The sequence below is a fragment of the Nocardia sp. NPDC003693 genome (genome assembly GCF_053981095.1).
This window is the reverse complement of record NZ_JBSFNO010000048.1, coordinates 35,380-50,815: the sequence shown is the minus strand read 5'-3', so window position 1 is coordinate 50,815 and position 15,436 is coordinate 35,380. Positions and strand designations below refer to the sequence as shown.

Annotated in this window: 15 protein-coding genes; 6 read left to right on the top strand and 9 right to left on the bottom strand. The window is 70.4% G+C overall.

Annotated features, from left to right (window positions below):
- The first annotated feature begins 8 nt into the window (after window positions 1-8).
- Complete coding sequence (locus tag ACWDOP_RS34395; RefSeq protein ID WP_456348398.1) at window positions 9-671, top strand: hypothetical protein; 663 nt, start codon at window positions 9-11, stop codon at window positions 669-671.
- Window positions 668-1,870 carry a PrsW family intramembrane metalloprotease gene (locus ACWDOP_RS34390; RefSeq protein ID WP_456348397.1) on the top strand — a complete coding sequence of 401 codons (1,203 nt, stop codon included), beginning with the start codon at window positions 668-670 and terminating at the stop codon, window positions 1,868-1,870. The genes ACWDOP_RS34395 and ACWDOP_RS34390 overlap by 4 nt, the downstream gene beginning before the upstream one ends.
- A 197-nt stretch (window positions 1,871-2,067) precedes the next feature.
- On the opposite strand, the gene crcB is transcribed toward ACWDOP_RS34390, so the two are convergent.
- Entirely contained in the window at window positions 2,068-2,430 is a 363-nt protein-coding gene (gene crcB / locus ACWDOP_RS34385) for a fluoride efflux transporter CrcB (RefSeq protein WP_456348396.1), read from the bottom strand.
- Window positions 2,430-2,909, bottom strand: a complete 480-nt coding sequence (locus ACWDOP_RS34380; RefSeq protein WP_456348395.1) for a FluC/FEX family fluoride channel — start codon at window positions 2,907-2,909, stop codon at window positions 2,430-2,432. Before ACWDOP_RS34380 ends, crcB begins: the two co-directional genes overlap by 1 nt.
- A 348-nt stretch (window positions 2,910-3,257) precedes the next feature.
- Between ACWDOP_RS34380 and ACWDOP_RS34375 the strand changes: the two genes are divergently transcribed.
- The 3 genes from ACWDOP_RS34375 (at window position 3,258) to ACWDOP_RS34365 (ending at window position 5,571) form a co-directional block, all read left to right on the top strand.
- On the top strand, window positions 3,258-3,884 hold the full coding sequence (locus tag ACWDOP_RS34375) for a hypothetical protein (protein ID WP_456348394.1): 627 nt from the start codon (window positions 3,258-3,260) through the stop codon (window positions 3,882-3,884).
- A 7-nt stretch (window positions 3,885-3,891) separates the two neighbouring features.
- Complete coding sequence (locus ACWDOP_RS34370; protein WP_456348393.1) at window positions 3,892-4,593, top strand: hypothetical protein; 702 nt, start codon at window positions 3,892-3,894, stop codon at window positions 4,591-4,593.
- Window positions 4,594-4,665: 72 nt separating this feature from the next.
- Window positions 4,666-5,571, top strand: a complete 906-nt coding sequence (locus ACWDOP_RS34365) for a LysR family transcriptional regulator (protein ID WP_456348392.1) — start codon at window positions 4,666-4,668, stop codon at window positions 5,569-5,571.
- Between the two features lie 28 nt (window positions 5,572-5,599).
- Here ACWDOP_RS34365 and ACWDOP_RS34360 read toward each other — a convergent pair whose 3' ends face one another.
- From ACWDOP_RS34360 to ACWDOP_RS34330, 7 genes are read right to left on the bottom strand one after another with little or no spacing between them, the layout of a single operon-like run.
- The gene (locus tag ACWDOP_RS34360) at window positions 5,600-6,634 is read right to left on the bottom strand and encodes an aldo/keto reductase (protein ID WP_456348391.1); all 1,035 of its coding nucleotides are present in this window, start codon (window positions 6,632-6,634) and stop codon (window positions 5,600-5,602) included.
- A complete protein-coding gene (locus tag ACWDOP_RS34355) occupies window positions 6,631-7,674 on the bottom strand; it encodes an aldo/keto reductase (protein WP_456348390.1) in 1,044 nt (347 codons plus the stop codon). Before ACWDOP_RS34355 ends, ACWDOP_RS34360 begins: the two co-directional genes overlap by 4 nt.
- Before the next feature lie 8 nt (window positions 7,675-7,682).
- Window positions 7,683-8,876 carry an acyl-CoA dehydrogenase family protein gene (locus ACWDOP_RS34350; protein ID WP_456348389.1) on the bottom strand — a complete coding sequence of 398 codons (1,194 nt, stop codon included), beginning with the start codon at window positions 8,874-8,876 and terminating at the stop codon, window positions 7,683-7,685.
- A 31-nt stretch (window positions 8,877-8,907) separates the two neighbouring features.
- Complete coding sequence (locus ACWDOP_RS34345; protein ID WP_456348388.1) at window positions 8,908-10,542, bottom strand: dipeptide ABC transporter ATP-binding protein; 1,635 nt, start codon at window positions 10,540-10,542, stop codon at window positions 8,908-8,910.
- Complete coding sequence (locus ACWDOP_RS34340) at window positions 10,542-11,342, bottom strand: ABC transporter permease (RefSeq protein WP_456348387.1); 801 nt, start codon at window positions 11,340-11,342, stop codon at window positions 10,542-10,544. Before ACWDOP_RS34340 ends, ACWDOP_RS34345 begins: the two co-directional genes overlap by 1 nt.
- On the bottom strand, window positions 11,339-12,292 hold the full coding sequence (locus ACWDOP_RS34335) for an ABC transporter permease (RefSeq protein WP_456348386.1): 954 nt from the start codon (window positions 12,290-12,292) through the stop codon (window positions 11,339-11,341). Before ACWDOP_RS34335 ends, ACWDOP_RS34340 begins: the two co-directional genes overlap by 4 nt.
- A gap of 4 nt (window positions 12,293-12,296) precedes the next feature.
- Window positions 12,297-13,955, bottom strand: a complete 1,659-nt coding sequence (locus ACWDOP_RS34330) for an ABC transporter substrate-binding protein (protein ID WP_456348385.1) — start codon at window positions 13,953-13,955, stop codon at window positions 12,297-12,299.
- 360 nt (window positions 13,956-14,315) lie between these two features.
- Between ACWDOP_RS34330 and ACWDOP_RS34325 the strand changes: the two genes are divergently transcribed.
- Window positions 14,316-15,419, top strand: a complete 1,104-nt coding sequence (locus ACWDOP_RS34325) for an acyl-CoA dehydrogenase family protein (RefSeq protein ID WP_456348384.1) — start codon at window positions 14,316-14,318, stop codon at window positions 15,417-15,419.
- The last annotated feature ends 17 nt before the right edge of the window (window positions 15,420-15,436 follow it).

Genomic DNA, 15,436 nt, shown 5'->3' with positions numbered 1-15,436 from the left:
AGACGCACGTGGGAACACATCAGGCCGAGGCCGGACAGGTCTTCTCCGAACGGTATTTCGACCCGGGCGACCGCTGGGTCCCGACCGATCGCCGCTGGCTCGGCATCGACAAACGAACGATCCTGCCGGCGCTGGTCGTGCTCGCCCTGGCTTTCCTGCAGGGAGTCCTGTTGCCGCGGATCAACGACTCGATCGCGGAGACGGATGTGACCGTCGCCGGAGACGTGATCGTCGTGCAGGGGCAGGTGGGCTTCACCGCCGCCGCCGGCTGGTCCCTGGTCGCCGGGGAACGACGAGGTGACGAGCCCAGCGGGCAGGGCTACCCGCCGCAGGCGGTCCTCACCCGCGGCGGCGCCCAGTTCGTGGTGCGCACCGGCACATTCGGCGGTGATGCTCCCGCGCTGCTCGAGCAGATCGAGCGCACCGACGAACTCCTCGGCGGGGCGTTGACCGCGACCGGCGACCCGGTCGCGATCGCCACCCGATCCGGTCTGAACGGAGTCATCACCCGCTACGCGGCCACCGGGATCGACGGTGTGCTCGCCGCGTTCGTCCACGACGGCACCGGAATCGAGGTCGTCGCGATCGGCCCGGCTCAGCCGGGTGGGGACATCCTCGGCGAGGTCGCCGAGATGATCGCCGGTATCGAACCGATCGGAGCACAACGTTGACCGCCACCGGTAGAGACCTGACGCAGGACCGGTTCCTGGCCATCGAGAACTCCGGCTGGGGCCGCACTTTCACCTTCTACCAGCCGCGCAACCTCGCGTTCTGGGCGTATCTGCTGATCACCGGGTCCGGGGCGATGCTGTTCATCTCGCGCATCGCCACCAGCTACCCCGCCTACGGGCGCGCCATCGCGGTCACCGCCGCGGTGTTCACCGTGTACGGGGCGCTGTTCTGGTGGTTCGTCGCCCACATCGATCGCTACGCCCGCCAGCCCACGAAGCTGCTTGTCGCCGCGTTCTGCTGGGGCGGGTTCGCCGCCACCTGGTCCATGGCTTCCTACGCCAACACCGCGCTGATCGCCATCTACGGCAAGGTCTTCGGCCATGCGTGGGCCCAGGATTGGGGCGCCGGTCTGGCGGCGCCGTTCACCGAGGAGACGGCCAAGGGATTCGGCCTGCTGCTGTTCATCGCCCTCGCGCCGCGCCTGATCCGCACCGCCTTCGACGGGTTCATCGTCGGCGCGTTCCTCGGTCTCGGCTTCGAGATCATCGAGGACATCGCCTACGGCATGAACGCCGGCGCCTCCCAGTTCGGCGCCAACCAGGTCGACGCGTCGCTGAACACCGTCGTGCTCCGTGTGCTCACCGGCGCCACCGGGCACCTGCTCTACACCGCGCTGTTCTGCGCCGGCCTGGTGTACCTGCTGGGTCGTCCCGCCGAACCCCGCAGGATCGGGCGCGGCCTCGGTCTGATCGTGACAGCGATGCTGCTGCACGGGTTCTGGGACTCGATGGCCAACTTCGCCGGCGACAGCGCCGTCGGCGCGATCGGGTTCATCGTCGGAATCATGATCATCGCCCTGTCGATCGCCGCGGGCGTCTTCGCCGCCACCGTCCGCCGCGAACGGGACTTCCTGGCCCGGATCCTGGCGCCCGAGGTCGCCAACGGCACCCTCACCGACGCCGAAGCGGCGGCGGCGTGCGCCGACGCCAAGGGCCGCAAGCGATTCCGCAGGAACGCGCCGGACCGGACCGGACGCCGGCGCAACGCGCATCTCCTCGAGGCGATCTACGACCTCGCGGACGCGCTCGCCACCGACCACGGCGGCGAAACCCCGCGCGTGGAGTTCGCGCGCTCGGAAGTCGCCCGGATCCGTGACGGACGCCCGGTTACCGAGGCGCAGCTCCCGGTTCGTATCTGACCCCGGCGTCGATCTTCGCGGGCATTCCGTCCGCCGAGGTCATCGCCGATGCCGACCGCTGCAACGCGCCGGGCTCGCGTCGTCCCTGGCCGGCTGGTCGAGTTCGCCGGTGCGGCGCGCGGGACCGGGGCGAGGGTGAAGTAGCGGACTATCCAGTGCAGTCCGGCCCAGGTGCCGATGGTGTCACCGCCCGCCGGCTAGGCGAACAGGGCAGCGGTCAGGGCGTATCCCGCGACGGCCGCGAGCAGCCCGGCGACCACGCTGACCGTGACGTAGAGAACCGCGGAACGGAGAGCGCGCTGCTCGGTCAGCCGTACCGCCTCGTAGCTGAAGGTGCTGTAGGTGGTGAACGCGCCACAGAACCCGGTGCCCGCCAGCAGCATCCACGATTGCGCGAGGCCGGCGCCGGTGAGCGCGCCCAGCAGCAGGCAGCCCGACACGTTGACCACCAGGGTGCCGAGCGGGAACCGGCCGCCGCGCCGGGACTGGATCGTGCGGTCGAGCAGGTAGCGGCAGGGCGCGCCGAACGCGGCGCCGAGGATCACCAGCAGCGCGTCCATCAGCTCGCCTCCATTCCGAGCAGGCGCGCCGCGCGGCGGGTGAGGGCCAGTGCGCAGGCGGCGGCCGTCAGCGCGGCGGCGAGGGTGCCGACCAGGTAGGCCGCCGCGACGGCGACCGTGCCGGGATCCAGCAGCGCGCGAATGTCGTTGGCGTAGGTCGAGAACGTGGTGAAGCCGCCGAGGATCCCGACGCCCAGGAACGGACGGACCAGGGGGTGCGCGGGGCGGATCTCGGTGATCACGACCATCAGCACCCCGAGCAGGAAGCTGCCCACGACGTTGATGACGAACACCGCCCACGGGAACCCGCCCACGGGGGTCGGCCAGGCGAGGGTGAGCCCGTAGCGGCCGAGCGCGCCGAGCGCGCCCCCGGCGGCGATGGCGGCGAGCACACTCGCCTGCGCCGCACCGGGTTCGGGCCGGCGACGGGTGTCGTCCGCGCCGAGATCGGGGTCGATGGGCAACGGTTCGTCGGGCACGAGTTCTCCTACTCCATGGCCGCGCGCACGCGGATGTGGGGTAGGGACCGTTGTCGGAAATTCCGCGGTTGTTCCGAATCCAGGTCCGGAGCGGCGAGCCCCACCGCCGCGCTTCGGATCCTAGACCGGACGACCGCGCCGGATGTGCGGGGCCACGCCGGTTCCGCTGCCCGGCGTTCGGAAGTCGCGTACCTGACCGGCGTTCGGGACTCGCGTCCCCGGTACCGGCGTTCACAACTCGTGTCCCTCCGACCTGCGTTCGGGAGTCGCGACGGTGTCGGAGGCGGGTTCTAGGATGGCCGGGGGCTCGGGACGATGGGCGCCCGCGAGATCGATGAGGAGCCGGTTGTGTCGGACACGTTCGTGGTTGCCGCGCGAATTCCCATGGGGCGGGAAGCTTTCGAGAAGTGGCTCGAGACGCCCGCGCCGGAGCCGGGGGTGATCGAGAACCCGGGCGCGATGTTCGACGGGCGGTTCTGGGACGGCAAAGCGGCCGACTGGGGGCAGGCGGAGGTGGGGGTCACGCCCCGGGAGTACCTCGCGGACTGTTTCGGGGAGGACACCGGCGGGCTGACCTACGTGCTCACCTATCGGGAGGGCGCGCTCGAGGCGTACCTCATGCACTTCGGCTTCTGCGAGTCGAACATCTACACCGCGCTGCTGATGCTCGCCGCCGCCGGCCGGGCGAGCACCGCCCGCAGCACCGTCCTGTTCTGGGCCGAGACCAGCGGATCGATGTTCGCCGCGGACTCGAACGGCTGGCTGGCGACGCTGTCGGTGGGCGCCGACGGCGCGCGGTTCGCGCCCGGCCTCGACCTCACGGCGACGATCGCGGACCTGCGGGTCGCCGAGGCGAGCTACTTCGATCTGCTCACGCGGCTCGCGGGGGCCGAGGAATCGGACGGTGCGACGGGCTTCGGCGCGATCGGCCGCGACCCGCGCTACGTGGACGCCGCCGTCCTGACCCGGGACTGAGCCGCGCGTGTCCCTGCATGTCATCGAGGACCTGGTCGAACAGTCGATCCGGTTGCTGCACAGCGCGTCCGCGGCCGGTGACCCGAGCGTCCGGGCGCGGATCGCGGCGCTGTACCGCTTCCAGGGCGACTACGACTGCTCCTTCACCCATTTCCGGCTGATGGAGATCCTGCTCGAGCGCGGGTACACCCACCGCTTCGAGCTGCGCCGGCATCCCGAATACAGCACCCGGGCAGCGTATTTCGACGGCCTGACCGACTTCACCGCGCTCGCGGAGATCGGCGACGAGGAAGATCCCGCCGGCTGGCTCGAACAGGGTTACATCGACCCGCCCCACCTGTATTGCGACGCCGGAACCGCGCTGTGGCACACCATGATCGAGGCCGGGCACATCGGCGGTCCCGCCGCCGAACCACTCGGCCCGGCGCCGCTGGCCGCGACGGTCCACGAGGTCGCCCGCGCCGCCGAACGCGCCGGGGACATCGACACCATCGCCCTGTGGCACGCGTTCGGGTGGAACGTCCTGGCCGAGGACGCCTGGATCCATCACCCCGCCGACGATCCCGCGCTGGCGGCGATTCGCGATATCGCGGTGCGCACCGGCGCGCTGACCCATGAGCTGCCGAGCGGATACCGCCCGCCGCCGGTGTATTACGAGGACGATCCCATCGACGCCTGGTGGTTCGGCGACGATACAGAATCGCCCTGAGCCAAAGCATGTTCCGCGCGCCCGCTCGAGCCGAAGATCAGGGTTCCAGCCGGGGGCGAAAGCGAGGCAGACGTGTACGACATCCGACGTCTCATCCTGTTGCGTGACCTCGCCGAACACACCACGATGACGGCGGTCTCGGAACTGCACGGCATCACGACCTCGGCGGTGTCGCAGCAGTTGCGCATCCTGGAGGAGGAGGTCGGGACGGTCCTGACCCGCCGCGAGGGCCGGGTACTGCGCCTGACCCCGGCCGGGCGGGTGCTGGTCGATCACACCTCGCGGGTGCTGGCCGCACTGGAGGAGGCGGAGAGCGCGGTGGCGGCCACCGCCGAGCAGATCAGCGGGGTGCTCACCCTCGCGACCTTCCGGACCGCCCAGGTCGGTCTCGCCCTGCCGGTGGTGGTGCAGATGCGCGAGGCGTATCCGCGCCTGCGCATCCGCGTGGTGGATCTGATGCCGGTGGACTCGGTGCCCGCGGTGCGCCAGCAGGAGGTGGATCTGGCGATCACCTACTCGTATTCCTTCCGCACCCGCGACCTGCCGTTGGGTATGGCCTCGGAGTTCCTGTTCAGCGACCCCCTGGTCCTGCTTGCCCCGGAAGCGTTGCGCGAGCGCGTGAGTCAGCACGGGCTGGCCGCGGTGCGGGACGCGGATTGGATCACCGCCCGCGACGGCGCGCCCTCGATCGCGTCGGTGCTCTACGCCTGCCGGGAATCGGGCTTCGCGCCGCGGATCGAACATCGCAGCGCCAGTTTCGAAGCCATGGCCGAGATGGTGGAGTACGGGCTCGGGGTGACCATCGTGCCGCAGATGTCGGTGGCCCCCGAACACCATCACCTCATCGCCTGCCCGGTGGCCGGGGGCAGCCGGCAGGTCGGGGTGACCTACCGGCGTGCCTCCCTCGAACGCCCGGCGGTGGCGGCGGCCATTCACGCGTTGCGCGCGATCGCCCAGCCGTTGCAACTGGCCGGCTGAGCGATCGCGCGCCGGGCCCGGCCACGAATCAGACCGTGCGGCGCAGCGCCGGGTCGGCCAGCGCGGGCGGGATCGCACCGCTGTCCCGCTCGTGGAAAAGCGTTCCCGGCGGCACGATCTCGTCGATACGGTCCAGGATGTCGTCGCCGAGCACGACGTCGGCCGCCTTCAGATACGCGGTCAGGTGCGCCTCGGTGCGGGGTCCGATGATCGCGGAGGTGACGTCGGGGTGCGCCAGGACGAACCCGATGGAGAGGTCGATGAGCGAGAGCCCCGACTCCTCGGCCAGCACCGACAGCGCTTCGGCGGCAGCCAGTTTGGCGGCGTTGTGGGCCGAGGCGATGTCGAACCGGCCGGGAATCAGGTCCGCGCGGAAGGATTCGGGCTGCTCGGCGCCCACCCGGTAGTTGCCCGAGAGCCAGCCCGCGGCCAGCGGACCGAAGGTGATGACCCCCAGACCGTATTCGCGGGCGATGGGCAGGGTCTCGCGCTCGATGCCGCGCACCAGCGGCGAGTACGGAACCTGTTCGGTGGCGGGGCGATTGAGTTTGCGGCGGTCGGCCACCCACTGCGCCTCGATCAGTTCCCCGGGGGAGAACACCGAGGTGCCGTAGTACCGGATCTTGCCCGCGCGCACCAGATCGTCGAGCGCGCCGACCGTTTCCTCGATCGCGGTCACCGTTTCGGGCCGGTGCACCTGGTACAGGTCCAGGTGATCGACCTCGAGCCGGCGCAGCGAATCCTCCACCGCGCGCACGATCCACCGGCGTGAATTGCCGCGGTGGGTGAGGTCGTCGTCGACCACGCCGTGGAACTTGCTGGCCAGCACGACCCGGTCGCGGCGCCCGCGCAGCGCCTTGCCGACGATGATCTCCGACTCCCCGCGCGAGTAGGTGTCGGCGGTGTCGATGGTGTTGATCCCGGCGTCCAGCGCCCGGTGGATCAGGGCGATCGATTCCTCGTGGGTGGTCTTGGCGCGGGCGCCGAAGTTCATGGCGCCCAGCGTGAACGGGCTCACGCGCATGCCGGTGCGGCCCAGGGTGCGCAGGTCGGAAAGGCTCATCGGACGGCTCCTGACAGGGTGCGGCGGCGGGTGCGGGAATCGGTCAGTGAGGGCGGCAGATAGCCCTCGTCGGCGGGGCTGATGGTGACCCCGGGTGCGACGATCTCGTCGATGCGGTCCAGCACGTCGGCGCCGAGCCGCACGGTCACCGCGTCGAGCTGGGTCTCGAGCTGGTCCAGGGTGCGCGGGCCGATGAGCACGCTGCTGACCGCGGGGTGCTGCAGCACGAACGCGAGCGCGAGCTGCACGAGCGTGAGCCCGGCCTCGTCGGCGAGTACGGCGAGCTGCTCGGCCGCGGCCCGCTTGCGCTGGTTGGCGGCCAGCGCCGGATCGTGCCGGTGCGGCTGCCGGGTCAGGCGGCTGGAGTCGGCCGCCTCCGCGCCCGGCCGGTACCGGCCCGAGAGCCAGCCGCCCGCCAGCGGACTCCAGGTCAGCACGCCCAGACCGTATTTCGCGGCGATCGGCAGCGTGGCGCGTTCGGCGCCGCGGGCCAGGATCGAGTACGGCGGCTGTTCGGTGACCGGCCGCTGCAGGTCGCGGTCCTCGGCCACCCACTGCGCGGTGACCAGCTGATGGGGTTCGAAGGTGGTGGTGCCGTAGTACCGGATCTTGCCCGCGGCGACCAGGTCGTGCAGTGCGCGCAGCGTTTCCTCCAGCGGCACATCGGGATCGGGCCGGTGCACCTGGTACAGGTCGAGGTGGTCGGTGTTCAGCCTGCGCAGGCTGTCCTCGACCGCGCGGATGATCCAGCGCCGGGAGTTGCCCCGGCTGTTCGGATCGTCCCCGATCTGGCCATGGAACTTGCTCGCCAGGAACACCTCGTCGCGCCTGCCCGCCAGGGCCTTGCCGACGATGGTCTCGTTCTCGCCCTGGGAGTACACGTCGGCGGTGTCGACGACGGTGATGCCGGCCTCGAGGGCCCGGTGCACGATGCGCACGGCGTCATCGTGGTCCCGGTTGGCCCAGGCACCGAAGTTCATGGCGCCCAGCGCGAGTGGGCTGACCAGCACGCCGGTGCGGCCGAGATAGCGCAGTGTCATGGGGTGATTCACTTTCTGCCGGTGTCCGGCGCGACGGGTGCGGACCGGGCGATGGCCGCCCGGCCCAGACCGGTGATGACGAGATCGCTCTGCGGGGAATGGATGCGCCCGACCATGGCGTCGCGATGATGGCGTTCGAGCGGATGCCGCCGATCGAGTCCGGGATTGCCGGTGAGGTCGAGCGCGGACTCGGTGACCCGGATCGCGGTGGTGGTCGCCACGTGCTTGGCCAGGCCGGGCAGCGGGGTGGCGTCGTCGTCCGCGAGCTCGGCGACGGCGCGGCGCAGCAGGGCGCGACTGGTCAGGACGGCGGCCTCGATCTCCCCGACGCGGTCGTGGAAGCGGGGCACGGTGGCCAGGGACGCGCCGAGGGCGGTCGGGACGCGGGTGTGCAGGTACCCGGTGAGCCAGTCGCGGGCGGCGATGGCGACCCCGGTGTAGTTGGCCGCCAGCAGCAGTGGGAGCGCCTGGCGTCCGGGGCGCGGCCCGGGCGCGCCGGGCGTGCGCAGTTCGAGCAATCGGCTGTTCGGCGCCACGGTGCCGTCGAAGACCACCGACTGGGTGTCCGAGGCGCGCAGTCCCAGATGATTCCAGGTGGGTTCGATACGCCAGTCGGCGGCGCCGCGGTCGAGCAGGAACGTCGCGATCCGGGGCTCGGGTTCGGCGGTGGTCGCGGTGACGGTGAACCAGGTGAGTCCGGAAACCCCTGTCGCGTACGCCTTCTCACCGTCGATGCGCCAGTCGCCCGAGGGCAGGCGGGTGGCGGTGGTCGCGGGCACACCGCCGCGGGCCAGGCTGCCCAGCTCGCGTTCGACCGCGAAGCCGTTGAACAGCGCGCCGTCGGTCGCGGCCGAGCGCAGCACCGCCTCCTTGAGTTCGGCGGGCCACGGACAGTCCTCGCGAACGAGAGCCAGGTGGTTGACGAAGTTCCACTGCAGGATGAGCCCGACAGAGGGATCGGCCGCGCCGATGCGCTCGATCACCTCGACCGCTTCGGCCAGACCCGCTCCCCTGCCGCCGTATTCGACGGGGACGGTCAGTCCCGGCACGCCGGCCTCGCGCAGCGCGGCGAACGAATCGGCCGGGAACACCGCCGCGCGGTCGTAGCGTTCGGCGTTCCCGGCGACGATCGCCAGGGCCGCGGCGAAGTCGTCCTCGTCCAATCCGGTGGCGGGGGTTGTTCTTTCGGCTACCGCGGTCATGGCGGGTCACCTTCCTTCTCGTAGTGGGGTATCAGGCCCGGACCAGCTGCGGCACGAGAGCGCCGGGCACCGCGGCGAGCAGCTCGCGGGTGTAGTCGGCGCGCGGATCGGTGAACACGTCCGCGACCGTGCCGGTTTCGACGACGCGGCCCGCACGCAGGACCGTCACCTCGTCGGCGATGAGCCGGACCACCCCCAGGTCGTGGGTGATGAACAGGTAGGTCAGGCCCTGTTCGTGCTGGAGATCGACCAGCAGTTGCAGGATCTGGGCCTGGACCGAGACGTCCAGGGCCGAGACCGCTTCGTCGAGCACGAGGATGCGCGGCGAGGCGGCCAGTGCGCGGGCGATCGCCACGCGCTGGCGTTGCCCGCCCGACAGCTCGGCGGGCTTGCGCTCGAGGAACTTTCGGTCCAGGGCCACCGCGTCGAGCAGTTCGCGCACCCGCCGTTTGCGATCGCCGCCCCCGGCCAGCCCGAGCGCCGAGAGCGGTTCGGCGATGATCTGCCCGACGTCGAAGCGTGGATCCAGCGACGAGTACGGGTTCTGGTGCACGAACTGGATCCGGGTGCGCACCGGGCGGAATCGGCGCCGGGACAGCCCGGTGACGCGCTGATCCTCGATCCAGACGTCGCCGGAGTCGGCGGTGGTGAATCCGACCGCGATCCGGGCGACGGTGGATTTGCCCGCACCCGACTCACCGACCAGGGCGTGGGTGGTGCCCGCGGTGACGTCGATGGAGACGTCTCGGACCGCGGGCACCCCGGCGAAGGATCTGTTCAGCGCACTCAGGCGCAGGATCGCCCTCGGCGACTCCTGTTCGGCGGCAAGCGCTGTCGCCGCGGGCCGGGCAGGAGCGAGCCGGGTCGTGTGCGCGGAGGGGGCCGCGTCGATGAGCCGGCGGGTGTACTCCTCGCGCGGATCGGACAGGATCTCCGCGGTCGGTCCCTGCTCCACGACGCGCCCGTCCCGCATGACGATCAGCCGGTCCGATCGCTCCGCGGCGACCCCGAGGTCGTGGGTGATGAGCAGGACGCCCAACCCGAGGCTGACCCGCAGTTCGGCCAGCCGGTCCAGGATGACCTTCTGTACGGTCACGTCCAGCGCCGAGGTCGGTTCGTCGGCGACCAGCAGCGCCGGATCGCTGGCCAGCGCGATGGCGATCAGCACACGCTGTTTCATCCCGCCGGACAGTTCGTGCGGATACTGCCGCGCGACCCGTTCGGGATCCCCGAGCCCGGCCTGGTCGAGTTTGGCGAGCACCAGCGCGCGGCCGGTCTCGGCGTCGACGCGGCGGTGCAGGCGCGCGGCCTCCACGATCTGGGCGCCGACGCGTTTGACGGGATTGAGCGAGGTGCCGGGATCCTGCGGCACGAAGCCGACGAACGGCCCGCGCAGCCGGGCGAGTTTGCGATCGCCCCAGCCGCGGGTGTCGCGGCCGTCGAGTTCGAGCGCATCGGCCCGCACCCGCGCCTCGGGGGGCAGCAGATGCAGGGCGGCGTGCACGGTGGTGCTCTTGCCGGAACCGGATTCGCCCACCACCGAGACGAATTCGCCCGGTCGCACCGCGAGCGACACCCCGTCCACGGCGGGCGCGGCGCTCGCCCCGGCGCGCGAGCGGTAGTGCACGCGCAGATTGTCGATGCGCAGCAATGGTTGTTCGCTCATCACGAGCCTCCCAGCGATCGTCCGATGCGGTTGGTGGACAGCACGACCACGGCGATCAGTACGCCGGGCAGGATGGAGATCCACGGGTAGGTGGCCAGGAAATCCCGGCCCTCGGCCACGGCCAGGCCCCATTCCGGTTGCGGCGGCGGTGCGCCGTAGCCCAGGAACCCCAGCGCCGCGACGGCCAGTACCGCCGAGCCGCATTCCAGGGCGGCCAACGCCACCACCGCGCCGACGGAATTGGGCAGCACGTGCCGCCACACCACCCGGGCGAAACCGGCGCCGGACCCGTAGGCGGCCTCCACGTAATCGCTGCCCGCGACCTTGAGCACTTCCGAGCGCATCACCCGCGCGAAGGCGGCGACCGCCGAGATACCCACCGCCACCGCGATATTGATGGTCCCGTAGCCCAGGGCGGTGACGACGGTCATGGCCAGCAGCAGGCTCGGGATCGCCAGCAGCACGTCGACGAACCGCATGATCACCGCGTCGACCCGGCCGCCGGCGAACCCGCTGAACAACCCGATCGCCGCGCCGATCACGAATCCGATCGCCACCGCGAGCAGGGTGGCGGTGACCGTGGTCGAGGTGCCGTGAATCGTGCGCGCCAGCAGATCCCGGCCCAGCCGGTCGGTGCCGAACAGATGCTCGAGACTCGGCGCGCTGAAGCTCGCGTCGGAATCGCCCTCGTTCGGGTCGTAGCCGGTGAACCACGACGGCAGCAGCGCCCACAGCACCACCACGCCGATCACGGCCCAGGAGATCGCCAATCCCAGCGGCATCCGCCGCAGCGCGCTCATGCCGCGCTCCCGGCCCGCAGCCGCGACCGCAGCCGGGGATCGAGCAGCGGATAGATCAGGTCGACCGCGAAATTGACCGTGACGAACACCAGCGCGGCGAAGACCACCACCGCCTGCACCACCGGGACATCCTGGGTGCGCACGGCGGTCTCGGTCAGCCTGCCCAGCCCCGAACGCGAGAAGATCGTCTCCACGATCACCGCCCCCGCGAGCAACTGGCCCAGGGTCACCCCGGCGATGGTCAGCGCCGGCAACCCCGCGTTCTTGAGCACGTCGCGCACCAGCACCTGGAATCGGGTGGCGCCCTTGGCCACCGAGACGGTCACGTAGCCCGCGCGCAGGCCCAGGTCCAGATTCTTGATCAGCAGCTGCGCGATCGGCGCCGAGACCGGGATGGCCAGGGTGATCGCCGGGAGCACCAGCGCGGCCGCGCCGTCGTTGCCGGTGGGCGGGAACCAGCCGAGCTGGAACGAGAACACCTGCAGCACGGCCAGTCCCACCAGGAACACCGGGACCGAGACACCCGCCGCCGGAACCGTGGCCAGCAGGTCCGCCAGCCATCGGCTCCGGGTGTAGGCCGCGGCCAGCGCCACCGCGAACGCCAGCCCCACCGCGAGCACCAGGGCGACCCCGGCCAGCAATGCCGTCTGCGGCAGCACCGACAGGATCAGCGGCCACACCTGCTCCCCGGTGCGGGTGGAGATACCGAAATCCCCACGTGCGGCATCGAGGAGGCGATTCAGGTACTGCCCGGCCAGGTTGTGATCGAGGCCGTAGTAGACGCGCGCGTCGTGCTTGTCCTCGGCGGTCATCATCTCGCCCTCGGTGGGGTTGAACAGCATGTCCACCGTGTCGTACGGCAGCACGTACAGCAGCAGGAAGGTCACCGTGTACGCGCCCCACACCACGAACACCGCCTGCCCCGCCTTGGCGAGCACATATCGGGTCATCGCACTACTTCGCCTCGATCCAGGTGTCGTAGAAGACGTTCCGGGACTGCGCCTCGTAGCCCACGTTGTGCACGCGCGGATTGGCCGCGGTCACCTGGGCCGGGTTGTAGACCGGGACGGTGAGGATCTGCTCTTCGAGCAGGAAGCGCTGGGCCGCCTCGGCGGCCGCGGCTCGCGGACCGGCCTCGAGGGTCTTGCTCAGCGCGCTCAGGACGTCGATCGCCCGCTGATAGGCCGGGTTCTCCGGGGCCAGTTTCGTCATGTTGGTGTACTGCGGGGAGTAGACCTGTTCCAGCACCGCGATATCGGCGCGACTCTGGTTGGCCACCTGGATGTTCCAGCGCTGCTGCTGGGTCGCGGCGGCGGTGTAGTCCGGGATCGGCAGCACGTTCAGCCGCACCTCGATGCCGATCTTGCGCAGGTCCTGCTGGATCAGCTCGTAGGCGGGCTTGTTGTTGACCAGATTGTTGATCCCGAGCAGATCGAGCTCGAGCCGGCGGCCCTCGCGATTCACCCGGATGCCGTCCGAGCCCTTGGTCCAGCCCGCCGCGTCCAGAATCTTCTCGGCGCGGTCGCGGTCCTGCTTCAGGCTCGCGGAGAAGTCGACCCAGCCGGGCACCCGCTGGGACACCACCGAACTCGACACGGTGTAGCTGGGGGTGAGCACGGTCTTGGCCAGCGCGTCCCGGTTCCAGCCGAGTTTGACGGCCTCGCGGACCGCGCGATCGTCGGTCGGGAAGCGGTCGGTCTTGAGATCGAGGGAGATGTCGCGGCCCGGAATCAGCTGGGGCACCAGGCGATAGCCCTCGGCCTGCAGCGGCGCCTCGTCGGTGTTGTTCACATCCAGGATGGCGTCCACGGTCCCCGCGCGCAGCGCGCCGGTGCGCACGCCCGCCTCGGGGATGACCGAGATCTCGACCGTGTCCAGGTACGCCTCACCCTGATGCTTGCGCGACCCCGGCGCCCAGTTGTAGCCCGGCCGCTTCTTCAGCACGGTCTTCTGCTGATAGACGTGCTCGGCGACGGTGAACGGGCCGGTGGCCACGATGTTCTTGGCCAGCGCCCGCTGCTCCTTGGGCAACTGCAGCGTGGAATGCCCGACGATGCCGGAGAAGTACAGCGAAAGCGCCTGCGGGAAACCGGCGTTGGGGCGGTCGAAGCGCACCTTGACGGTCACCGGGTCGATCACCGTAGTCTCGGCGTAGCCGACCCAGTAGGCGGTCACCGGAACGATGCCCAGCGCCTTGTCTCCGCGACCGAGCAGGTCGAAGTTCTCCTTGACCGAGTCTGCGGTGAACTTGCTGCCGTCGCTGAAGGTGACGTCGTCGCGCAGGTGGAAGGTGAACTCCTTCAGCGCCGGATCGATGTCCCAGGACTTGGCCAGCCAGGGTTCGATGGCCCCGGTCTCGGGATTCTGATAGGTGAGTTTGTCGGTGATATTGCTGGTGATCAACGACTCCGGATAGGAACTGCCCGAATGCGGGTCGAGATTCGCCGGAGCGTCCAGCACCGCGAATCGCAATGTCCCACCGGACACCGGCGGACCACCGTCGTCGCCGCCGGAGACCTTGTTCCCGGATGCCGCGCATCCGGTCAATACCGCCGCGACGAGTGCAGTGGCCACGGCGAGCGCGCTCGCCTTCGCGAATTTGCCTGAGGGCATGTGAGAGAACTCCTGAATGAATCGAATCTGCCGCAAGTGTGCATAGGCGGCCCGAGCGGAACAACCAAGCTGATCTACCGGATTCGTTCAGTTTTCGTGAAAGGTTCAGGCGGATAGCGCGCTTCGGACCTGCGGTTTTCACGAAACAGGCCCGGGATTCGCGGCGCGGAACAACTGGAATCGCGGCGAATTTATTTGCGCCGCGGGCGCTTCGCGCAGATCAGGAGCCATACGCGAGTTCTCGGCGCAATCGGTATTCGCGGCGCGGCCGATTTCCGGGTTGATAATCCGGATATCGATATGCCGCCGACGGTACGCACCCGGCCGCATTCTTCAGCTGAACTGAACGAAAGGTGCTCGATGACAGCGGGTAATACGGCAACCGATCCGGCCGCCGCCGTCACCGCGGCCGACGCGCATCCGCTGGTGATCCGGGCCCGGGAGTACGCCGAGACCGTGCTGCGGCCCGCCGCGCTGATCACCGACCGCGACGGGGTCCCCGCCCGGCGCATCGGCGAACTGGCCGCGCTCGGACTGCTCAATCACACCGCACCCGCGGAGTACGGCGGGGCGGGCATCGACCGCAACACCGAACGGCGGCTGCACGAGATCATCGCCGGGGCCTGCTTCAACACCTGGCTGGTCTGGGCGCAGCACGCGCCCATGGCCGGGCGCATCGCCGAATCACGCACGCCGGGAACGGTATTGCCCGAGCTGGCCGAACGCGTCCTGCGCGGCGAGGTGCTGCTGGGAGCCGGGGTCAGCGACGTGCGCCGCTATCCCGAGAACTATCTGCGCGCCCACCGATCGGCGGGCGGCTGGACGTTCGACGGCACCATCTCCTGGGTCAGCGGCTGGGGACTGCACGCGGCGCTGGCGCTGGCCGCGGTGGATCCGGACACCGAGACGGTCGTGACCGCCCTGGTCCCGGCCGGCGAACGGATCACCAGCGCGGGACCGCTGCCGCTGAGCGCGGTCACCGGCAGCCGGACCGCGCGGGCGCGGGTCGACCGGGTCTTCGTCCCGGACTCGCACGTGCTCACCACCCACACGCTGGCACATTCCCGCCACCTCGACATCGGCGTGGCCAGCGACGCGCGCGGGCACCACTTCGGGCTGGCCGAGACCGTCCTGAACGAGCTCGAGCGCACCGAGTCCGCCCGCGAGGTCGTGCGGACCTGGCGTCCGCGCGTCGCCGAGATCCGTTCCACCGCCTACGCACTCGCGGACGAGGCGACGGCCCGCGGCGGCGGCGAGCACCGGCTGCCCGAGCGGCTCGCGACCAAGGTCGCCAGCGGTGAGGCGCTCGCGGTGCTCACCCGCGCCCTGCTCATCGCCCGCGCCGGTCGCGGACTCGGCACCGACGACACCGCCCAATTGCACGCGCGCTCCGCACTTTTCGTCCTCGTCCAAGGACAGACCACCGATGTGCGCCGCGCCCAGCTGGCCCGGCTCGCCCGCTGATCGCGACGACAACTCCC